At 73.0% G+C, this 20,577-nt stretch carries 16 protein-coding genes; 11 read left to right on the top strand and 5 right to left on the bottom strand.

All coding sequences use genetic code 11. From position 1 onward, the window contains the following. Positions 1-160 precede the first annotated feature (160 nt). Together acs and ACSU53_RS13925 are read right to left on the bottom strand one after the other, a co-directional pair. Positions 161-2,116, bottom strand: coding sequence for an acetate--CoA ligase (gene acs / locus ACSU53_RS13930; protein WP_437027742.1), 1,956 nt, complete (start codon positions 2,114-2,116; stop codon positions 161-163). A 186-nt stretch (positions 2,117-2,302) separates the two neighbouring features. After that, the gene (locus tag ACSU53_RS13925) at positions 2,303-4,741 is read right to left on the bottom strand and encodes a bifunctional SulP family inorganic anion transporter/carbonic anhydrase (RefSeq protein ID WP_437027740.1); all 2,439 of its coding nucleotides are present in this window, start codon (positions 4,739-4,741) and stop codon (positions 2,303-2,305) included. Between the two features lie 359 nt (positions 4,742-5,100). Between ACSU53_RS13925 and ACSU53_RS13920 the strand changes: the two genes are divergently transcribed. Continuing rightward, positions 5,101-6,366, top strand: coding sequence for a polysaccharide deacetylase family protein (locus ACSU53_RS13920; RefSeq protein ID WP_437027738.1), 1,266 nt, complete (start codon positions 5,101-5,103; stop codon positions 6,364-6,366). 160 nt (positions 6,367-6,526) lie between these two features. Here ACSU53_RS13920 and ACSU53_RS13915 read toward each other — a convergent pair whose 3' ends face one another. Beyond that, positions 6,527-7,507, bottom strand: coding sequence for an ATP-binding protein (locus ACSU53_RS13915; RefSeq protein ID WP_437027736.1), 981 nt, complete (start codon positions 7,505-7,507; stop codon positions 6,527-6,529). 101 nt (positions 7,508-7,608) lie between these two features. Here ACSU53_RS13915 and ACSU53_RS13910 point away from each other — a divergent pair, with 101 nt between their 5' ends. Further along, positions 7,609-8,472 carry an oxidoreductase gene (locus ACSU53_RS13910; protein ID WP_437027734.1) on the top strand — a complete coding sequence of 288 codons (864 nt, stop codon included), beginning with the start codon at positions 7,609-7,611 and terminating at the stop codon, positions 8,470-8,472. A gap of 530 nt (positions 8,473-9,002) precedes the next feature. Here the strand turns inward: ACSU53_RS13910 and ACSU53_RS13905 are convergent. Continuing rightward, positions 9,003-9,848, bottom strand: a complete 846-nt coding sequence (locus tag ACSU53_RS13905; RefSeq protein WP_437027733.1) for an HAD family hydrolase — start codon at positions 9,846-9,848, stop codon at positions 9,003-9,005. A gap of 577 nt (positions 9,849-10,425) precedes the next feature. Between ACSU53_RS13905 and ssd the strand changes: the two genes are divergently transcribed. The 7 genes from ssd (at position 10,426) to ACSU53_RS13870 (ending at position 16,859) form a co-directional block, all read left to right on the top strand. Next, positions 10,426-11,532, top strand: a complete 1,107-nt coding sequence (gene ssd / locus ACSU53_RS13900) for a septum site-determining protein Ssd (protein WP_437027731.1) — start codon at positions 10,426-10,428, stop codon at positions 11,530-11,532. 566 nt (positions 11,533-12,098) lie between these two features. Continuing rightward, positions 12,099-13,262: a TadA family conjugal transfer-associated ATPase gene (locus ACSU53_RS13895; RefSeq protein ID WP_437027729.1), complete on the top strand. Its 1,164-nt coding sequence runs from the start codon at positions 12,099-12,101 to the stop codon at positions 13,260-13,262. 296 nt (positions 13,263-13,558) lie between these two features. Continuing rightward, positions 13,559-14,434, top strand: coding sequence for a type II secretion system F family protein (locus ACSU53_RS13890; protein WP_437027727.1), 876 nt, complete (start codon positions 13,559-13,561; stop codon positions 14,432-14,434). Further along, the gene (locus ACSU53_RS13885; protein WP_437027725.1) at positions 14,431-15,222 is read left to right on the top strand and encodes a type II secretion system F family protein; all 792 of its coding nucleotides are present in this window, start codon (positions 14,431-14,433) and stop codon (positions 15,220-15,222) included. Before ACSU53_RS13890 ends, ACSU53_RS13885 begins: the two co-directional genes overlap by 4 nt. 291 nt (positions 15,223-15,513) lie before the next feature. Beyond that, positions 15,514-15,723, top strand: coding sequence for a DUF4244 domain-containing protein (locus tag ACSU53_RS13880; RefSeq protein ID WP_437027723.1), 210 nt, complete (start codon positions 15,514-15,516; stop codon positions 15,721-15,723). Further along, on the top strand, positions 15,710-16,093 hold the full coding sequence (locus ACSU53_RS13875; RefSeq protein ID WP_437027721.1) for a TadE family type IV pilus minor pilin: 384 nt from the start codon (positions 15,710-15,712) through the stop codon (positions 16,091-16,093). Before ACSU53_RS13880 ends, ACSU53_RS13875 begins: the two co-directional genes overlap by 14 nt. Before the next feature lie 328 nt (positions 16,094-16,421). Continuing rightward, positions 16,422-16,859: an Rv3654c family TadE-like protein gene (locus ACSU53_RS13870; protein ID WP_437027719.1), complete on the top strand. Its 438-nt coding sequence runs from the start codon at positions 16,422-16,424 to the stop codon at positions 16,857-16,859. Here ACSU53_RS13870 and ACSU53_RS13865 read toward each other — a convergent pair. Further along, positions 16,789-19,278, bottom strand: coding sequence for a DEAD/DEAH box helicase (locus ACSU53_RS13865; protein WP_437027717.1), 2,490 nt, complete (start codon positions 19,276-19,278; stop codon positions 16,789-16,791). The genes ACSU53_RS13870 and ACSU53_RS13865 overlap by 71 nt on opposite strands. A 79-nt stretch (positions 19,279-19,357) precedes the next feature. Between ACSU53_RS13865 and bldG the strand changes: the two genes are divergently transcribed. Further along, the gene (gene bldG, locus ACSU53_RS13860) at positions 19,358-19,699 is read left to right on the top strand and encodes an anti-sigma factor antagonist BldG (protein ID WP_003991900.1); all 342 of its coding nucleotides are present in this window, start codon (positions 19,358-19,360) and stop codon (positions 19,697-19,699) included. Positions 19,700-19,807: 108 nt separating this feature from the next. Beyond that, entirely contained in the window at positions 19,808-20,239 is a 432-nt protein-coding gene (locus tag ACSU53_RS13855; RefSeq protein WP_437027715.1) for an ATP-binding protein, read from the top strand. Positions 20,240-20,577 lie beyond the last annotated feature (338 nt).

Here is a 20,577-nt window from a genome sequence, read left to right as displayed (position 1 = left end):
GCAGGAATAGGCAGGACGGAACGCGCGACGACAGCCCCGACACCGCAGCCTCCCGGCTGAACGCGACAGGGGCACCCGGTGCGGTGAGTTCCGGGTGCCCCTGCCGGTCGTGCCGGTTGTGCTGATCGTGCCGGTCGTGCCGTCGCGCCGGGCGGGTGTGTCAGTCCTCGCTGGGCGACTGCGGCAGCTTCGCCTGGATGAGGTCCATGACGGTGGAGTCGGTGAGCGTGGTGACGTCACCGAGCTGACGGTTCTCCGCGACGTCCCTGAGGAGCCGGCGCATGATCTTGCCCGAGCGGGTCTTCGGCAGCTCCGCCACCGGCAGGATCCGCTTGGGCTTGGCGATCGGGCCGAGGGTGGCGCCGACGTGGTTGCGCAGCTCGCCGACCAGGTCCTCGGTCTCCGCCGCGGTGCCGCGCAGGATGACGAACGCGACGATCGCCTGACCGGTCGTCTCGTCCGCGGCACCGACCACGGCCGCCTCGGCGACCGACGGGTGGGAGACGAGCGCCGACTCGACCTCGGTGGTGGAGATGTTGTGCCCCGACACGAGCATCACGTCGTCCACCCGGCCCAGCAGCCAGATGTCGCCGTCGTCGTCCCGCTTGGCACCGTCACCCGCGAAGTACTTGCCCTCGAAGCGGGACCAGTAGGTGTCGATGAACCGCTGGTCGTCGCCCCAGACGGTGCGCAGCATCGACGGCCACGGCTCGGTGACCACGAGGTAGCCACCACCGCCGCTGGGCACCTCGTTGCCCTCGTCGTCGACGACGGTCGCCGCGATGCCGGGCAGCGCAGTCTGGGCGGAGCCGGGCTTCGCCTCGGTCACGCCGGGCAGCGGCGAGATCATGATGCCGCCGGTCTCCGTCTGCCACCAGGTGTCCACCACCGGGGTGCGGTCCCCGCCGATGTTCTTGCGGTACCAGATCCACGCCTCGGGGTTGATCGGCTCACCCACGGAGCCGAGCAGCCGGAGCGACGACAGGTCGAACTTGGCGGGGATGTCGTCGCCCCACTTCATGAACGTCCGGATCGCGGTGGGCGCGGTGTAGAGGATGGTGACGCCGTACTTCTGGACGATCTCCCAGAAGCGGCCCTGGTGCGGCGTGTCGGGGGTGCCCTCGTACATGACCTGGGTCGCGCCGTTGGCGAGCGGGCCGTAGACGATGTAGGAGTGGCCGGTCACCCAGCCGATGTCGGCCGTGCACCAGAACACGTCCGTCTCCGGCTTGAGGTCGAAGACCGACCAGTGGGTGTACGCCGTCTGCGTGAGGAAGCCGCCGGAGGTGTGCAGGATGCCCTTCGGCTTACCCGTGGTGCCGGACGTATAGAGGATGAACAGCGGGTGCTCCGCGCCGAACGCCTCCGGCGTGTGCTCGCGGCTCTGCCGGCCGACGAGGTCGTGCCACCACACGTCGCGGCCTTCGGTCCAGGCGACGTCCTGGCCGGTGCGGCGGACGACGAGGACGTGCTCCACGACGTCGGCCCGGCCGACGGCCTCGTCCACCGCCGGCTTGAGGGCCGAGGGCTTGCCGCGCCGGTACCCGCCGTCGGCCGTGATGACCACTCGGGCGTCCGCGTCCTGGATACGGGTGGCCAGGGCGTCCGCCGAGAAGCCGCCGAAGACCACGGAGTGGGCCGCGCCGATGCGGGCACAGGCCAGCATCGCCACCACGGCCTCGGGGATCATCGGCAGGTAGACGGCGACCCGGTCGCCCTTCTGCACGCCCAGCTCCCGCAGGGCGTTGGCGGCCTGGGACACCTCGTCCTTGAGCTGGGCGTAGGTGATCGTGCGGCTGTCGCCGGGCTCGCCCTCGAAGTGGATGGCGACCCGGTCGCCGTGTCCGGCCTCGACATGCCGGTCGACGCAGTTGTAGGCGACGTTGAGCTCGCCGTCCTGGAACCACTTGGCGAACGGGGGGTTGGACCAGTCGAGCGTCTCGGTGGGCTCCTTGGCCCAGGTCAGCCGGCGGGCCTGCTCGGCCCAGAAGCCGAGCCTGTCAGCCTTGGCACTCTCGTACGCCTCGGCCGTGACGTTGGCGTTGGCGGCCAGGTCAGCGGGCGGCGCGAAGCGACGCTCCTCCTTCAAAAGGTTGGCCAGGCTTTCGTTGCTCACGGCATCTGCCTTTCCCAGGTGTGTCCGTTGTGTCCCAGGCCACAGCTCATCAGAACCGGGGGTGCGGTGACAAGGGGTGACGGCAAAGTGGTTTAGACCTTTTACGGTGTCGGTTGCTTGCGCGGCCGGGGGGTCATCGGTACCCACGGACGCCGACAGCTCCTGGTTCAGATCGTGTAACGCCTCTCACACCGGAAGAGATCCCTCACCTGGGAGATCGGCGGTCGGCCGCTCCTGCGCGCGGACGCGGTCGAAGCTCCGTTCCTCGTCCGTCTCCGTCAGGAGGTACGCCTGCGCCTCGGCCACGTCGAAGTACATCCCGTGCAGGTCCAGCCGCCCCTCCCGCACGGCGCGGTCGACCGACCCGTGGGCTCTCAGGTGCTCCAGCTGCTGGACCACGTTGCTCAGGCAGAGCCGCTCGACGGAGTCGCGGGGCGGGCCCCCGGCGAGTCGCTCGACCGGCCCGGCCGCACCTCCCAGACGCTCCAGACTGGGCCGGCCGTGGCGCAGCCACCGGCTCAGCGGAGTGCGGGCGTCCGGCGGTGTCGCGTCGAGCAGCGCCTGCATCGCACCGCAGCCCGAATGGCCGCACACGGTGATGGACCGGACCGCCAGCACCTCCACGGCGTACTCGAGGGCGGCCGCCACGGAGTCGTCGCCGCTCTCCTCGCCCGGAGGCGGGACGAGGTTGCCGACGTTGCGCACCACGAACAGGTCTCCCGGACCACTGGACGTGATCATCGAGGTGACCAGCCGTGAATCGGCGCAGGTCAGGAACAGTTGCGACGGCCGCTGTCCCTCGCGCGCCAGCCGGGCCAGCTCCTCGCGCACCAGCGGGGCGGTGTCCCGCTGGAACGCGCTGACGCCCTGCACGAGCTCCAGCCCGACGGCGCGCGGCCGTTCCCCGCGTGCTGTCCCGGCGTCCCGGGGCGGAGTGTCGGCCGCGGGCGGTGCGGAGGGACGCTCGCACTGGTGGTTGCGCCAGGCGGTCCAGGGCTTGCAGCGGCAGCCGCCGGCCCGCGCGCCGCCCTCCTCGGTGCCGTCGGCCGGGGTGTGCCCGGTGAGGCGCCCCGGCTCGGCGATCCGGAGGCCGGCGCGACGGCCGGTGATCTCCACCGTGCCGCCCCGGGCCCGATGGGTGCTCTGCCAGTCGTGCAGCGCCTCGTACGCGGCGTGGTCCATGAACGACCCGTCCAGCGTCACGACGGCGTCGGCGCCCGGGGGCACCAGGTGCAGGGTCCGGCTGAGGCGTGGTACGGCGAGGAACGTCAACTGCCCTCGGACGTGGACGTGATGGGTGCCTCCTTTCTCCGTGTGCGTGATGCGGGTGCGGGTGAGACGGTGCAGGGCCACGGCGACGGCCACGGCGATGCCGAGGACGACGCCCTCCAGGACGCCCAGGGAGACCACGCCGAGGGTGGTGACGGCGTAGACGAGGACCTCACGGTGGCGGGTCACCGTGCGGATGTGGTGCAGGGACACCATCTGGATGCCGACGGCCATCACCAGGGCGGCGAGCGAGGCGAGCGGGATGAGCTCCAGGAGAGGGACCATCAGCAGCGCGGCGATCACTACGAGAACGCCGTGCAGCATCGTGGAGTTCCGGCTCACGGCACCCGCGCGCACATTCGCGGAACTGCGTACGGCGACCCCGGCGACGGGCAGGCCGCCGAGGCCGCCGGAGACGATGTTGGCGGCGCCCTGGCCGAGCAGCTCACGGTCCAGGTCGGAGCGGGTGACGTGCTGGGGGCCGGGGCGGGCCGACGCCAGTTTGTCGACCGCGACCGCACCGAGCAGGGACTGCACGCTGCACACCAGCGTGGTGGTGAGCACGGCGGCGACGAGTCCGAGCACGGGGCCTTCGGGCAGCCCGGCCAGGGCGTGACTGCGCCAGGACGGCAGGTCGACCTGGGCCAGGGCGAGGCCCGCGGCGGACGCCACGGCGGTGGCCCCGGTGACGGCGACGAGTGCGGCTGGGACCCTGCGCAGGAACCGGCCGATCCGGCCGGGGAGCCGTGGCCAGAACATCAGGAGCACCAGGGTCAGCAGGCTCGCGGCCACCGCTGCCGGGTCGAAGTCGGCCAACTGGGCGGGCAGGGCCCGCAGGTTGTCGGGCACCGAGCTCTGCGGGGTGCCCCCGAGGACGATGTGCACCTGGGCGACGGCGATGGTGACTCCGATGCCGGCGAGCATGCCGTGCACGATGGCGGGGCTGACGGCGAGTGCGCCGCGGGCCACCCGCAGACAGCCCAGGCCGAGCTGGGCGAGACCGGCGAGGACGGTGATGGCGCAGGTCGTCCGCCATCCGTAGCGCTGGATGAGGTCGGCGGTGACCACGGTGAGTCCGGCGGCAGGGCCGCTGACCTGGAGGGGGGAGCCGCCGAGCATTCCGGCGACGAGACCGCCGACGGCGGCGGCCACCAGACCGGCCTGGAGCGGCGCGCCGGTGGCGAGGGCGATGCCCAGGGACAGGGGGAGGGCGATCAGGAAGACGGCGATGGAGGCCGACACGTCGGCGCCCGCGATGCGAGGACGCCACGGTCCGGCTGGCGGCGGGCTGTGGGGCGGATGGGCGCGCTCGGTCCGGTTCAGGTCGGCGGCGCGGGCGGGGACGCAGGCTGACATGTTTCCCGTCTCCTCCGGGTCTGCGCGGTCGCGGAACGGGTGGGGCTCCGCGCTGCGGCGGGGCTGGTCGCGGCGGTGGGCGCCGGGCCGGCGCGGCGTCACCTCGGCGGGACACGTGCGCACGCACTCCCAACTGGCGGTAAACGAATCGTAATTCGGAGTAAAAGGCAGATCGGTGCTTTCCCGGCATACAGCTCAAGGAATCACCCAGGGGGGTGAAGTGCCCATTCCATCGGCTTGTCGTACTAATTCCTTCTTCCGGGCCGTGCGACGTTGGCGGCGCTGTCGGCCTGCCGCGGCAGCACCTGACATCGCCCTCGCCAGGGTTCGTCCGAGAGAAGGAAGAAGGTGGGCGGAAGATGGCCGCCACCCACAGGATCGCAGCGGGCGCCGTGATCGTCGCGGTCTGCGCCGCCTCACTGACCGCGTGCGGGACCGACACCGAGAATGCCGCCGAAAAGCGGGAGAAGGCCAAGCCGGCCCCGGCGCCCAAGAATGTGGTGCGCCTGATCGGCGACGGTTCGACCGCCTACACCGGGGCCCAGCCGCACCTGCGGAAGCCCGAGCGGCTGAAGCCGGGCGAGAAGCCCCCGCAGTTCGTCGTCTTCTCGTGGGACGGAGCGGGAGAGGACAGCCAGAAGCTGTTCTCCCACTTCCGCAAGGTCGCCAAGGAGAACAACGCGACCATGACGTACTTCCTCAGCGGCGTGTACATGCTTCCGGAGGAGAAGCGCGACCTCTACCGTCCGCCGCAGCACTCCCCGGGCCGCTCCGACATCGGCTTCAACGACCGCCAGGGCATCACCGACACCGTCAAGCAACTGCGGCTCGCCTGGCTCGAGGGCAACGAGATCGGAACCCACTTCAACGGCCACTTCTGCGGCAGCGGCGGCGGGGTCGGCGAGTGGTCGGCCGAGGAGTGGAAGGACGAGATCTCCCAGGCGAAGTGGTTCGTCAAGACCTGGAAGACCAACACCGGCGTGAAGAACGCGGCCCCGCTCCCCTTCGACTACGACAAGGAGCTCATCGGCGCCCGGACCCCGTGTCTGGAGGGTCAGGAGAACTTCATGAAGGCGGCCCGGGACCTGGGCTTCCGCTACGACACCAGCGGCGTCGCCAACCAGGTCTGGCCGAAGAAGAAGAACGGCCTGTGGGACCTCTCGCTCCAGCTGGTGCCCTTCCCGGGGCGGTCCTTCGAGACGCTGAGCATGGACTACAACTACATGGTCAACCAGTCCGGCACGACCACCCAGGGCGACCCCGCCAAGCACGAGCAGTGGGGTGACGAGATGCGGGACTCCCTGCTGCAGGGCTTCGACCGCGCCTACAACGGCAACCGCGCCCCGCTGATCATCGGCAACCACTTCGAGTCCTGGAACGGCGGCACCTACATGCGGGCCGTCGAGGAGGTCGTCGAGACGGTGTGCACCAAGTCCGAGGTGCGCTGCGTCTCCTTCCGCCAGCTCGTGGACTGGCTGGACGCGCAGGACCCGAAGACGCTGGAGAAGCTGCGCGGCCTCGGGGTCGGAGAGGCGCCCAAGAAGGACTGGAAGTCCTACCTGGCCGCGGCCGCCCCGGCCCCGGCACCGAAGGGCGTTCCCGGCGCACCGGCCGCGAAGGACTGACCTCCGGCGGTGGTCCGCCCCGCCGCCCGCCCCGCCCCGCCCCGCCGCCCGTCCCGCGCCGACGCGGCGGCAGGGCGGGCGGCGGGGCGGTGGACCGACGGACCCGCGAACGGTCGTGGCGCCCGTCAGGCACCGCCCGGCGCGCCCGGGGGCGCCCCGCTCATGCCGTCGCCGCGACGCTCTCGCCGAGGACGAAGGCGGGGTCGACCTGCGCCGCGAGGTCGGCGCCCGTGCGCTCGTTGCCCCACGCCTGGGCGTTCTTGAGGTGGAAGTGCACCATCTGGCGCATGTACCGCTCCCGGTCCCGCTGTCCGTACGCCGCGTCGACGGTCTCCCGCAGCAGGCGCAGGGCCCCGCGGTTGGACTCCTCCAGGAGCTCGAACCGGGGCGGGCGGCCCTTCTCCAGCGCGCGCACCCAGTCGGAGTGCCCGACGGTCACCAGCAGGTCGTCCCCGGTCTCGGCGCGCAGGAAGTCGAGGTCGTCCGGGCCCTGGACCTTGTTGCCGACGACCTTCAGGGCCACGCCGAAGTCGCGGGCGTACTCCTTGTACTGGCGGTAGACGGAGACTCCCTTCCGGGTCGGCTCGGCCACGAGGAACGTGAGGTCGAAACGGGTGAACATGCCGGAGGCGAAGGAGTCCGAGCCGGCCGTCATGTCGACCACGACGTACTCGTCCGGGCCGTCGACCAGGTGGTTCAGGCACAGCTCCACCGCTCCGGTCTTGGAGTGGTAGCAGGCGACCCCCAGGTCGGCGTCGGTGAAGGGGCCGGTGGCCATCAGGCGGACGGCACCCTTGTCGAGTTGCACCGGGCGGGCACAGGCGTCGTAGACGGGGTTGTCCTCCCGGACGCGCAGCAGCCGGGAGCCCTCACCGGGGGGCGTCGTCTTGATCATCGCGGCCGCCGACGCGATGCGCGGGTTGGTGCCCCGCAGGTAGTCCTTGATGAGCGGCAGGTGCTCGCCCATCGCGGGCAGTGCCGCGGCCTCGTCCTCGGCCATGCCGAGGGCGGCCCCCAGATGCTGGTTGATGTCCGCGTCGACCGCCAGGACCGGGGCTCCCTCGGCCGCGAGGTGGCGGATGAACAGGGAGGACAGCGTCGTCTTGCCGCTGCCGCCCTTCCCAACGAAAGCAATTTTCATGTTCACCAAGCGTAGTGGTGCGATAGCTGTATGTGGCAATCCGACGTGAAGAAGACCACTCCCGCGTGGGGGGCGCCATCGAGGTGCGTAGGGTCGTACCCATGAGTACGACTGGTGCGTCCGAAGGCCCTCCGTCCGGCCCCCGCCCCGCGCCGAGTGGTGGAGATCCCCTGGCGGCCCTGGGCTCACTGCCCGGCGTGGCGGACTCCGTGGAGTCGGTGCGCAAGGCCGTGGACCGGGTCTACGGACACCGGGTCATGCGTCGGCGCAGCAACGAGATCACGTCCGAGGCGGCCCTGCGCGGTGCGCGTGGTTCGGCGGCGCTCGGCGGTGCCGACTGGGCGCTGGAGGAGGTGCGGCGGCGTACCGACTTCAGCGGTGACGACGAGGCGCGCACCGTGGGCGCGGCCCTCAGACTGACCGCGGAGGCGGGGCAGTTGCTGTCCATCTGGCGGCAATCACCCCTTCGGGTGCTGGCCCGGCTGCACCTCGTCGCCGCGGCGGACAAGGCGGAGTCCGTCGGCCGTCCGCGTCAGCAGGGCGAACAGGTCGACGAGCCGGAGATCGGGCTGCCCGTGCCCGGCGCCGCGGAGGCGCACGGGCGCCTGGAGGGGCTGTCCGACGTGATCATCGCGGGCGGGACCGCGCCGGCGCTGGTCACCGCCGCCGTGGTGCACGGCGAACTCCTCGCGCTGCGCCCGTTCGTCTCGCACAACGGCCTGGTCGCACGCACCGCCGCACGCATCGTCCTGGTCGGCAGCGGACTGGACCCGAAGTCGGTGTGTCCGGCCGAGGTGGGACATGCCGAGCTGGGGCGCGAGGCGTATCTGGCGGCGCTGGAGGGGTACATGTCCGGCACCCCGGAGGGTGTGGCCGCCTGGATCGTCCACTGCGGGCGGGCGATCGAACTGGGGGCGCGTGAGTCCACGGCGGTGTGCGAGGCCCTGCAGCGCGGAGCGGCCTGACGCCGGCGCGACCGTGCGGCCCCTCGGGTGAGGGCGGCCGGGCCGGCGGCGGCCCGATCGCGTCCGGAGCCGGTGCGGCAGCGGCCCGATCGCGTCCGGGGCGGGTGCGGCTGCGGCCCGATCGCGTCCGGGGCGGGTGCGGTGGTGGTGGCACAGAAATGCGGCGGTACGAGAACTCGTACCGCCGCTGGCATGCCCACCCGGTTACCAAGCGTCCTCGATGTGTACCCATCAGGTCGGGGACTTTGCCCGTCACCTGGTGTGGCTGGCCCGTAATCGACGGGTCGACGTCGCGTGGGTGCCTGGTGGCCATGCTCGGTCCGTGGGGCCTCAATGCGTCTGTTGGGTGATCCTCTCGGATGTCCCTGGTCTCGCGGGCCGTAAATCCTTTGTACTCCAGCTCCGATGGAAGCGGAAGCCCTGACCGGGCTTCTTTACTTTTGGGTTCAAAGGTGCACCAAACGGGCATGAATCGCCGGATGGGGGCGGGTGTTCCGGTCCGCGATCAGGCCACGGATGTCCGTCGTCGATCAAGCCACGGATGTCCGTCGTCGGCTGGCGTACCAGACCAGGCCGGCGGTGGCGGCAGCCGCCCCGATGGCCGCGGCCGCCACGAGTGCGGGGCGGGGTGGCACGGACAGGGTGGGCAGACGCTGCTTCAGGCGGACGGGGCGGTGGAAGTCCAGGATGGGCCACTCGCGGGCGAGGGCCTCGCGGCGCAGGGCCCTGTCGGGGTTCACGGCGTGGGGGTGGCCCACGGACTCCAGCATCGGCACGTCGGTCACCGAGTCGCTGTAGGCGTAGCAGCGGTCGAGGTCGTAGCCCTCGGACTCGGCCAGCTCCCGGATGGCCTCCGCCTTCGTGGGGCCGTAGGCGTAGTACTCCACCTCCCCGGTGAAGCACCCGTCGTCGCCGACGACCATGCGGGTGGCCACGACCCGGTCCGCGCCGAGCATCTCCCCGATCGGCTCGACGACCTCGGCGCCCGACGTGGACACGATCACGACGTCCCGGCCAGCGGTGTGGTGCTGCTCGATGAGCGTGGCGGCCTCGTCGTAGATGATCGGGTCGATGAGATCGTGCAGCGTCTCCGCGACGATCTCCTTGACCTGCTGCACGTTCCAGCCGCGGCACAGCGCGGACAGGTACTTGCGCATGCGTTCCATCTGGTCGTGATCGGCGCCGCCGGCCAGGAAGACGAACTGGGCATATGCGGTGCGCAAGACCGCCCGGCGGTTGATCAGGCCGCCTTGGTAGAAGGACTTGCTGAAGGTGAGCGTGCTCGACTTCGCAATGACCGTCTTGTCCAGATCAAAGAAGGCCGCTGTGCGGGGCAAGGAGTGGTTTTCCACGCCCCGAGCATAGGCGCAGCCCATTCGGCGTAAGGTGCGGCGCGTGGGTTTGCTCGAGAGGGCCCTCGGGTACACCATGGAAGTCACGGATCGTTCGCGACCGTGCTAACCCGGCCCGACTCCTCCCCCCCCGAGTCGGCCGTGGGGACGACCCCCGCTCTCCCCCCCGGCGGGGGTCGTCGCATGTCCGGATACTTTTCCGCCCTTTCCTCCCGGCGGGGCACTTTTGCGTGCCGTGGAGCGGGAACTGCTTGTCATGGCTATGACTCAATACGCTGTGTAGTCATCAGACTGCTCTGTGGAAAGTCGCACAGTCGGTGCCCGCCGCTCGCCGCTTCTCACTGGTTCGGGTGACGGCTGTATTCACAGCCTCCGTTTTGTCCACAGTTTTCAAGCAAGATCCACTTTATTTTCCGCGGCGCTGCACCGTGATTCCGACGCGACCCGTCCGAGGCGAGTTGAAGGCTCGACGGGTAAGCCGGGTCGCGTTTGGCCGGATTCCGTCGGATCTCCGCATGAGAGGGCGCTTTCCGGCACTCCACACGTTCGGACATCGCGCAGCCGGAAGGGCCGCGCGACCTGTGCAGCAAGGGGGACCACGATGGCTGGAACCGTCGCACACGACCCGCCGCCCAAGACCGGGGGAGACCGGCAGGGCGGCCCGCTGATCGTCACCGAGGACGCCGGTCTTCTGGACGACCTGCTGCGCCTGTGCGCGGCGGCAGGCGCCACTCCCGAGGTCCACCACGGTCTGCCGGAACGCCGGGGCCGCTGGGAGGCGGCTCCCCTGGTCATCGTCGGGGACGACGCCGCGCCGAGGGTGCGCGGTGCCGCGCGTCGCCGCGGGGTGGTGCTGGTCGGGCGGGACCAGGACGACTCGGGCGTCTGGCGGCGCGCCGTCGAGATCGGCGCCGACCACGTGCTGATGCTGCCCGACGGGGAACAGTGGCTGGTCGACCGCATCGCCGACGTCGCCGAAGGCGTCGGCCGGCCCGCACTGACCGTGGGCGTCATCGGCGGCCGGGGCGGAGCCGGCGCCTCCACCCTCGCGTGCGCCCTCGCGGTCACCGCCGCCCGGGAAGGGCTGCGCACGCTGCTCGTCGACGCGGATCCGCTGGGCGGCGGGCTTGACGTGGTCCTGGGCGGCGAGTCGGCCGACGGTCTGCGCTGGCCCGCGTTCGCCGCCTCGCGCGGGCGGGTCGGCGGTGGCGCCCTGGAGGAGTCGCTGCCGGAACTCCACTCGTTGCGCGTCCTCAGCTGGGACCGGGGCGACTGCGTGGCCGTACCGCCGCAGGCGGTCCGCGCGGTGCTCGCCGCCGCGCGCCGCGGCGGGGGCACGGTGGTGGTCGACCTGCCGCGACGCGTCGACGACGGGGCCGCCGAAGCCCTCGCCCAGGTCGACCTCGGGGTGCTCGTGGTCCCGGCCGAACTGCGCGCCGTGGCCGCGGCGGGGCGGGTGGCCTCCGCCGTGGGCATGGTGGTGCGCGACCTCCGCGTGGCGGTGCGCGGACCGTACGCACCCGGCCTGAACGACCGCGAGGTGGCCCGGCTGCTCGGGCTGCCCCTGGCGGGGGACGTCCCCGTCGACCCGGACCTGCGGCACGGGCACGCCGCGGGCCGGCCCCCTGCGGCGTCGGCCCGCGGCCCGCTGGCCCGCTTCTGCAAGGAGTTCTGGGAGCGGGCGCTGGTGGAGGCGAGGGCGTCGTGACGGGCCGGGAGAAGGGCGCCGAGGCGTACGGCGAGAGGGCGGCGGGGCCCGGTGAGCAGGGCAGCGGTGAGCAGGCGTGGGGAGCGGGCGGCGGGCAGGGGAACGACGTGGAGGGGTGGGGGCCGCGCGGGCAGGCGGGTGGCGTGGGGGCTTCGGGCGCGGCGGACCGTGCGGCACCGGTTCCGGTCGAACCCGCCGCGCCGGCCGGGGCGGCACAGGCGTGTCGAGCGGTTGGTGCGGTGTCCGTGACGACGTTGGCCCGGGGCGTGGGGTCCGCGGCGGCATCCGGCCCGGCCGGTCCGGTTCCGCAGGGCCACCGGCTCACCGGGCCGGTTCCACACGGCCACCGGCCCGACGGACGGGGCGAGCGGCCCTCCGGACCGGGGGCGTGGTCCGCCTGGTTCGCGTCCGGCCGGTCGCCGGAGCCCCAGGCGCCGCCCCCGCAGCCTCCCCCACCACAGGCGCCGCCCCCGCAGCCCCCGGAGCAGCCGCGGCAGCAGCCCGGACCACCGGGTGGCGGGCGACGGGCAGGCCACCGGTCCGACGACGGGCGGGACGGGGACACGGTGGTGCTCCCCGGACTGCTCGACGGGGTCCGGCGGTGGCTGGCCGAGCGCGGCGCCGAACCGACGCCCGCGCGGGTGGCGCAGGCGCTGCGGGAACAGGGGCGGGTGCTGGGCGATGCCGAAGTGCTGTGGACCGCCCAGCAGTTGCGGTCGGAGCTGGTCGGCAGTGGACCGCTGGACCCGCTGCTCGCCGATCCGTCGGTGACCGACGTGCTGGTGTCGGCACCGGACCGGGTCTGGGTGGACCGGGGCGGGGGACTGGAGCTGACCGGCGTTCGCTTCCCCGACCCGACGGCCGTACGGCGCCTGGCCCAACGGCTCGCCGCCGTGGCCGGCCGCCGCCTGGACGACGCCCGTCCCTGGGTCGACGCCCGGCTGCCCGACGGCACGCGCCTGCACGCCGTGCTGCCTCCCGTCGCCGTGGACTGCGCTTGCCTGTCCCTGCGGGTGGTGCGTCCGCGGGCGTTCACACTCGACGAACTGGTGGCGGCGGGGACGGTTCCGCCCGGCGGCGACCGGGTCCTGCGGGCACTGCTGGAGGCCCGGCTGTCGTTCCTGGTCAGCGGCGGTACGGGCTCGGGGAAGACAACGCTGCTCAGTGCCCTGCTCGGGCTCACGGGACCGGACGAGCGGATCGTCCTGGCCGAGGACTCGGCGGAACTGCGGCCTGACCATCCGCACGTGGTCCGCCTGGAGACCAGACCCGCCAACCAGGAGGGCGCGGGCCTCGTCACCCTTGAGGACCTGGTGCGGCAGGCACTGCGGATGCGGCCGGACCGGCTGGTCGTGGGCGAGGTGCGCGGCCCGGAAGTGGTCCATCTGCTGGCCGCCCTGAACACCGGTCACGACGGCTCGGGCACGGTGCACGCCAACGCCGCGGCCGACGTGCCGGCCCGCCTGGAAGCCCTCGGCACGGCGGCCGGGCTCGACCGGCTGGCGCTGCACAGCCAGGTGGCCGCCGCGCTCTCGGTGGTCCTGCACCTCGTACGAGACCGCTCCGGGCGGCGGCGGATCGCGGAAGTGCACGTGCTGCAGCGGGATCCGTCGGGGCTGGTCCGGACGGTTCCCGCACTGCGGTGGGGACCGGAGGCATTCATCCGCGAGGAGGGCTGGGAGCGGCTGCGGGGCCTGCTCCGCGCCGCCTACGCCGACCTCGGGCCTTGAGGCGGGCGGCCGGGACGGGCCGGGCGCCCGCGCCCGGGATCCGCCAGGAGGAGGCCGAGGGAGAAGCGGTGGGCGGAGGCCGAGGGAGGAAGCGGTGGGCGGAGGCCGTGTGACGGGGGCCGTGTGACGGGGGCGCACGGGTTCGTCGAACCCTCCGGGCCGGGTCAGTTCTTCCGCGACGGCTGGTCGGGCAACCGCCCGCGCGGGCCGGGCCGCTGGCCCCGGGTCTCGTCGCGGCGGCCCGGTCCTCGGAGCCCACTGGGCGGCAAGCGAACACGGGAGTGAGGAGGAGCGAGATGTACGACTCGACCGGGGTCGCGGCGGGTGCCGTCACCGCGTGTCTGAGCACCGCGCTGTGGTTGCTGGGCACCGGACGGAGACGGAACAGGCGCGCGTGGCTGCTGCCCGGCGGGGCCGCACCGACGGGGTGCCGGCCACCGGGGTGGTCATGGGCCGCCGGTGAGTTCCGGCGCATCCGTGGGCAACTGCGCCACGAGTGGTGGTCCTTGGCCGCCGGTCTGGTGGTGGCGGCGCTCGGCGCGTCCGTGGTCCCGGCCGTGGCGGGGGCGGCCGGGGTGCCACTGCTGCGCCGGATGCGGCTGGCCGCGGAACAGCGCCGGGAGCACGAGCGGCGCGGGGACGCGGTGATCGCACTGTGCGGGGCGCTCGCGGGGGAGGTCCGTGCCGGGCGCCAGCCGGGTGAGGCACTGCTGTGGGCCGCGCGTGACTCGTGCGGGCTCGGTGAGGCCCAGGCCGCGGTGCTCGCGGCCGCCCGTTTCGGCGGCGACGTACCGGATGCGCTGGCGGCGGCCGCCCGCCGGCCCGGAGCCGAAGGGCTGCGTGGGCTGGCCGCCTGCTGGCGGGTGGCCGTCGACCAGGGGGCGGGGCTCGCGGCGGGACTCGACCGGCTGGAGGCCGCGCTGCGGAACGAGCGGGACCAGTGTGCCGACCTGCGCGCCCAGTTGGCCGGGGCCCGTGCCACAGCGGTGATGCTGGCCGGGCTCCCGGTGCTCGGCCTGGGCCTGGGAGCGGCCCTCGGGGCGGACCCGCTGCACGTCCTGCTGCACACCGCGTCCGGACTGGGCTGCCTGGTGGCGGGCGCGCTCCTGGAGGCTGCGGGTCTGTGGTGGGTGCTGCGGATCATGCGCGGAGCCGAGGAGGCGGTGACGTGAGCGGCGACGTCGTCCACAGGCTGGGGACGGCCCTGGGGGTCGTCACGGTCCTCGGCTGCTGGGTGGGGTTCCTGGGGCGCGCCCGGTCCGCACGCAGGATGCGCAGGCGCCTGCCCGGGGTTCTGCTGGTCACCGAAGTGTCGCCGGGCCGCAGAGGGTTCACCGTGCCGAAGCGGGCACCGGCGTGGCTCCACTGCGTCGCGGTCGCGGGGGCCGGTTGGGCGCTGGTGGGTGGCCTCGCCGGGGTTGGCGCCGGGCTGGTGGGTGGTTGTGCGCTCTGGTGGTGGCAGCGGCGTCGGGCGGCCTCCCCCGACCCGTCGATGGCGCGCGAAACGGCGGCTGCGACACGGCAACTCCCGCTGGCCGCCGACCTGCTGGCGGCCTGCATCGAGGCGGGTGCCGGACCGGTGACGGCCGCACAGGCGGTCGGGGAAACCCTGGGCGGCCCGGTGGGCGACGCTCTCGCCCGCGGCGCGGCGGAGATGCGGCTGGGCGGGGAACCGGGCGTGGCCTGGCAAGGGCTGGCCGCTCTGCCGGGGGCCGGGGCGCTGGCCCGGCTCCTGGAACGGGCCGACGTCTCGGGGCTCCCCATGGCCGGGCCGGTCGCCCGCATCGCCGCCGGGACCCGCGCGGAGTGGGCCCGTGCCGGCACGGCGCGGGCGCGGCGGGCGGCCGTCATGGTCACCGCACCGGTGGGGCTGTGCTTCCTGCCCGCGTTCGTGGCCGTGGGCGTTCTCCCCGTGGTGATCGGACTCGCGGGCGGAGTGCTGGGCGGAGGCGGCACATAGCGGACCGTGCGAGCGGATGGCGGACCGCGGACTGCGAATCGCGGACTGCGAATCGCGGTCCCAGGCAGCGGAGTCCCGGCGGCGGCCACGGCGACGACGGGATCGGCGGCGTCAGCGTGGCCGGCCGGGGCAGCGGGGTCGGCGCCGTCGGCGGCGTCAGCGGCCGGAGACGGCACAGCCGCGCGGTGGCCGGCAGGAACGGCCGGCGGACGAGAAGAACCAACACATCCAGACCAGACCCACATGCAGACCCATATGCAGACCCACATTCAGACCCAAGAAGGAGTTGACATGTATCAGGTGGTGAAGGCGCGGCTGCGTGCCTTGGCGCGCAGGATCCGCGCAGTGCGCAAGGACGCAGGGATGGTGACGTCCGAGTATGCGATGGGCATCGTCGCAGCGGTGGCGTTCGCCGTGGTGCTCTACAAGGTGGTCACCAGCGGGCCGGTGGCTGCGGCGTTGTCGAAGATCGTGAAGCAGGCGCTCGATGGCCGGATGTGAGCGGTGGAAGGACCGCGGGTTCGTGACGGCGGAGGCGGCCGTGGTGCTGCCGGTGCTGGTGCTGTTCGTGACGGCGCTGGTCTGGGCGTTGCTGGTGGTCGTGGACCAGATCAAGTGCGTCGACGCGGCGCGGGCGGGTGCCCGCGCCGCTGCCCGGCAGGATCCGCCCGGACAGGTCGTTGAAGTGGCGCGCGAGGCGGCACCGGCCGACGCGAAGGTCACGGTCAGCCGGGAGTCGGAGCACGTCCGGGTGGTCGTGGAGGCTCGGCCACCGCTGTTGCACGGGCTGCCCTTCGACCTCCGCGAGGAGGCCGTGGCGGCCGTGGAGGAGGCGGTGGGGAGGGAACGTGAGGTCGCGTCTGCGGGGTGAGCAGCACGGGGCGCCGGCTCGGTGGGGCGGGGCCGCGAGCGGGGTCGCGCAGGGAGGAGTGAAGCAGCGGCCGTCCCGCGGGAGAAGGGACGAAGGGCGGCCGTGGGCCGCCAGGTGGGGAGGCAGAGCCAGACAGACGACGGGCGGAAGGAGGGTTCGACGGGCGCCCTCGACCGGCGGCGATGGCAAGGTCATCGGGCGGGATGGTCGCGGGGCCGGCGGCAGTGCTTACGCGTCCGGGCGGGGTGGTCGCGGGGCCGGCGGCAGTTCCTACGCGTTCCGGTGGGGTGGTCGCCGGGCGGGTGACGGTGACCGTGGTTCCGCGACGGTGTGGAGCGTGGGGGCCATCGCCGTGCTGTGTGTGGTGTCCGGGGTCGTCCTCGGACTCGGCGAAGCCGTCGCGGTGCGGCACAGGGCAGCGGCAGGGGCCGACCTCGCGGCCCTCGCCGCGGCCGACCACTGGACGGACGGCACCGCCGGGGCGTGTGCCCGGGCGGGCCGGGTGGCCCGGGCCCAGAGCACCCGGCTGACGCGCTGTGCGCTCGTCGGCGACGTCGCCGACGTGACGGTGGCGTCGGGTCGGGGGCCGTTCACGGCGCAGGTCAGGGCGCGCGCGGGGCCACCTGCCGATCCGGCGGTACCGGAGCACCCTTCCTCTCGTCGGCTTGCCGATGCTCCTCAGGCACTCGCTCGCACTACTCCTCCTCAAACACTCGCCCGCGCTGCTCGCCGCCCGGCCCCGGCTCCTCCGCCAGCAGGACGGTGAGGAGGCGCACCGCGCCGCGTTTGTGCAGGGGATCGTTGCCGTTGCCGCACTTGGGGGACTGGATGCAGGACGGGCACCCGGCGTCGCACTCGCAGGAGGCGATGGCCTGCCGGGTGGCCGTCAGCCAGGAGCGGGCGGTGTGGAAGGCCCGCTCGGCGAAGCCGGCACCGCCGGGGTGACCGTCGTAGACGAAGACGGTCGGCAACAGGGTGTCGGGGTGGAGGGGCACCGACACCCCGCCGATGTCCCAGCGGTCGCAGGTGGCGAAGAGCGGCAGCATGCCGATGGAGGCGTGCTCGGCGGCGTGCAGGGCACCGCCGAGGATCTCCGGGCTGATGCGGGCCCGGTCCAGCTGGTCCTCGGTGACGGTCCACCACACCGCCCGGGTGCGCAGCGTCCGGGGAGGCAGATCCAGTTTCGTCTCGCCCAGGACCTCCCCGGTCATGACCCGCCGACGCAGGAAGGAGACCACTTGGTTGGTGACCTCGACCGAGCCGAAGCAGAGGCGTCCCTCGCCCCAGGGGACCTCGGTGTCGGTCTCCAGGACGGAGATCGACGTCGTGTCCCGGGCGACCGTGGTGTACGGGGGGCTCGCCTGCTCCACCAGGGCGACGGAGTCGTCCAGGTCCAGGGAGCGGACCAGATAGGTCCGGCCCTGGTGGAGGTGGACCGCGCCCTCGTGCACCGTGGTGTGCGCGGCACCCGCGTCAACGGTGCCAAGCAGGCGGCCGGTACCGGCCTCGACGACCTGGACCGGGCGGCCGCCCGCCCCGCGGATGTCGGTCAGGTCGGCGGCCCGCTCCCGGCGGGTCCAGTGCCAGGCCCGGGTCCGGCGGCGGAGCAGCTTCGCGGCTTCCAGTTGCGGCAGCAGGTCCGTGGTGGCCGGGCCGAACAGGTCGATGTCCTCGTCCGTCAGGGGGTGTTCCTCGGCCGCGGCGCACAGGTGCGGGGCCAGCACGTAGGGGTTGTCGGGGTCGAGGACGGTGGACTCCACCGGCTGGTCGAACAGCGCCTCGGGGTGGTGCACCAGGAAGGTGTCCAGGGGATCGTCGCGGGCGACGAGCACGGCGAGGGCGCCCTGTCCGGACCGTCCCGCCCGTCCCGCCTGCTGCCACAAGGACGCCCGGGTGCCGGGGTATCCGGCGATGACGACGGCGTCCAGGCCGGAGATGTCGACGCCCAGTTCCAGGGCGTTGGTGGCGGCGAGACCGAGGAGTTCGCCCGAGTGCAGGGCGCGCTCCAGGGCACGGCGTTCCTCCGGGAGGTAGCCGCCCCGGTAGGCCGCGACCCGCCCGGTCAGGGAGCGGTCGACCTCGGCGAGGCGTTCCTGAGCGATCACGCTGATCAGCTCCGCGCCGCGCCGGGACCGCACGAAGGTGACCGAGCGGATGCCCTGCACCGTCAGGTCGGTCAGCAGGTCGGCGGCCTCCGCGGTGGCCGTGCGGCGGACGGGGGCGCCCTTCTCACCGTGCAGATCGGTCAGCGGGGGTTCCCAGAGCGCGAACACCAGTTCACCACGCGGTGAGGCGTCGTCGGCCACCTCGATCACCGGCAGGCCGGTGAGACGGCGGGCCGCGACCGCGGGTTCGGCGGCGGTCGCGGAGGCGAGCAGGAACACCGGCTCGGCGCCGTAGCGGGCGCACAGGCGACGCAGCCGGCGCAGCACCTGGGCCACGTGCGACCCGAAGACACCGCGGTAGGTGTGGCACTCGTCGATGACGACGTACTTCAGGGCCTTCAGGAAAGAGGACCAGCGGGAGTGGGACGGGAGGATGCTGCGGTGCAGCATGTCCGGGTTGGTCAGGACGTAGTTCGCGTACTGGCGGATCCACTCGCGTTCCTCGAACGGCGTGTCGCCGTCGTGCACCGCGGCGCGCACCGAATGGCCCAGCGGACGTGAAAGTTCCTTCACAGCCCGGCACTGGTCGGCCGCGAGCGCCTTCGTCGGGGCCAGGTACAGGGCGGTGGCGCCACGGCCGTTCGGCGCCTCGGCGCCGTCCAGCAGGGTCGACAGGACCGGGGTGAGGTAGGCGAGCGACTTGCCGGAGGCCGTGCCGGTGGCGACCACGACCGACTCGCCGTCCAGGGCGTGCTCGGCGGCCCGTGCCTGGTGGGCCCAGGGGTGCTCGATGCCCGCGGCCTGCACGGCGGCGACGACCTCCGCGCGGATCCGGTCCGGCCAGACGGCATGGCGACCCTTCCGCGGGGGCAAGTGCTCCGTATGAGTAATGCGCGAAGCCCGGCTCGGACCGGACGCGAGCCGGTCGAGGACCGCGTCCGGTGCGGGCCGGGACGCGGCGTCCACAGGGGGTCGATCGGATCGGTGATTCTTGGCCATCGGCACCGAGTGTGTCACTGGCGTGACGGACAATGGGGCCAAGGCGTCGTGCACGCCTGCCGGTAAGTGATTGAATGCCATCGCGGCTGGCGAACCGTCCCGGGGGCTGAGCCGAGATGCCCCAAGGGCGACCGCTCGATAGCTAGGTGCTGGAGGATCCGTGGACCTGTCCCTGTCGACCGAGACCATGGGCGATCGCACGATCGTCAGGGTCGGTGGCGAAATCGACGTATATACCGCGCCAAAGCTGCGCGAGCAGCTGGTCGAGCTGGTGAACGACGGCAGTTTCCACCTTGTCGTCGACATGGAGGGCGTGGACTTCCTCGACTCCACCGGACTCGGCGTGCTGGTCGGCGGCCTGAAGCGTGTGCGTGCCCACGAGGGCTCGCTGCGCCTGGTCTGCAACCAGGAGCGCATTCTCAAGATCTTCCGCATCACCGGTCTCACCAAGGTGTTCCCCATCCACACCTCGGTCGAGGAAGCGGTGGCGGCGACCGACTGACCGTCCGCCCGGGCCCCGTGCCCGGGCGGCAGGAGTGAAGTTCGAGGGGACCGGGCTCTTCGGCGGTCCGGTCTCTCCACAGCACGCCCGAAGTTGCGAGGGGGATGCATGGCCACCGTTGAGCTCCGCTTCAGCGCGCTGCCCGAGCACGTCAGGACCGCCCGTCTGGTGGCCGCGGCGGTGGCGCGCAGGGCCGGGGTGGACGAGGCCGTCCTCGACGAGGTGCGTCTGGCCGTCGGCGAGGCGTGCTCACGAGCTGTGGGACTGCACCGGAACGGGGGCGTCTCCGCCCCCGTGAAGGTCCTGCTGATCGAGGAGGAGAAGCAGTTCTCCATCGAGGTCGGCGACGAGATCCCCCATGCCGCGCCCGGCGAGGAGCTCGCCGCCGGCGGTGACGGGGGCGTGGAGACCGGGGAGGACGAAATGGGCCTCGCGGTCATCAGCGGTCTCGTCGACGACGTCGAGGTCAGCGCCGGGGAACACGGCGGGTCGATCCGCATGAGGTGGCCCACCACGCCGCCGGCCACCTACCTCGGCTGACCACCGCGGGTCGTTGACGGGGCCCACGCCCCGACGGGGCCCATGCCCCGGCCCAGTGCCCGCCGGGCCGCTGCCACCGGGCCCAGTGCCCGCCGGGCCGCTGCCACCGGGCCCAGTGCCCGCCGGGCCGCTGCCACCGGGCCCAGTGCCCGCCGGGCCGCTGCCACCGGGCCCAGTGCCCGCCGGGCCGTTGCCACGGGCCACTGCCCGCCGGCCGCCGCCGACGGGCGCACCGCCACCCCTGGCCCCACCGCCGCCCCTGGCCCCACTGCCACCCCTGGCCCACCGTCTCCGCAGCCCCGCTGCATCACTCGTACGGGTGACCGTTGTCCCTGAAG

This window comes from Streptomyces sp. enrichment culture (assembly GCF_964273255.1).
Lineage (GTDB): Bacteria > Actinomycetota > Actinomycetes > Streptomycetales > Streptomycetaceae > Streptomyces.
Note: the sequence above shows the minus strand (reverse complement) of the source record. Positions and strands in the feature narration are given on the sequence as shown.

What these genes read in the sequence shown, in the direction of transcription:
- ACSU53_RS13925 (WP_437027740.1), bottom strand. Translation starts at nt 4,741, where the DNA reads ATGTCAGCCTGCGTCCCCGCCCGCGCCGCCGACCTGAACCGGACCGAG.
- ACSU53_RS13920 (WP_437027738.1), top strand. Translation starts at nt 5,101, where the DNA reads ATGGCCGCCACCCACAGGATCGCAGCGGGCGCCGTGATCGTCGCGGTC.
- ACSU53_RS13915 (WP_437027736.1), bottom strand. Translation starts at nt 7,507, where the DNA reads ATGAAAATTGCTTTCGTTGGGAAGGGCGGCAGCGGCAAGACGACGCTG.
- ACSU53_RS13910 (WP_437027734.1), top strand. Translation starts at nt 7,609, where the DNA reads ATGAGTACGACTGGTGCGTCCGAAGGCCCTCCGTCCGGCCCCCGCCCC.
- ACSU53_RS13905 (WP_437027733.1), bottom strand. Translation starts at nt 9,848, where the DNA reads ATGGGCTGCGCCTATGCTCGGGGCGTGGAAAACCACTCCTTGCCCCGC.
- ssd (WP_437027731.1), top strand. Translation starts at nt 10,426, where the DNA reads ATGGCTGGAACCGTCGCACACGACCCGCCGCCCAAGACCGGGGGAGAC.
- ACSU53_RS13890 (WP_437027727.1), top strand. Translation starts at nt 13,559, where the DNA reads ATGTACGACTCGACCGGGGTCGCGGCGGGTGCCGTCACCGCGTGTCTG.
- ACSU53_RS13880 (WP_437027723.1), top strand. Translation starts at nt 15,514, where the DNA reads ATGTATCAGGTGGTGAAGGCGCGGCTGCGTGCCTTGGCGCGCAGGATC.
- ACSU53_RS13875 (WP_437027721.1), top strand. Translation starts at nt 15,710, where the DNA reads ATGGCCGGATGTGAGCGGTGGAAGGACCGCGGGTTCGTGACGGCGGAG.
- ACSU53_RS13865 (WP_437027717.1), bottom strand. Translation starts at nt 19,278, where the DNA reads ATGGCATTCAATCACTTACCGGCAGGCGTGCACGACGCCTTGGCCCCA.
- ACSU53_RS13855 (WP_437027715.1), top strand. Translation starts at nt 19,808, where the DNA reads ATGGCCACCGTTGAGCTCCGCTTCAGCGCGCTGCCCGAGCACGTCAGG.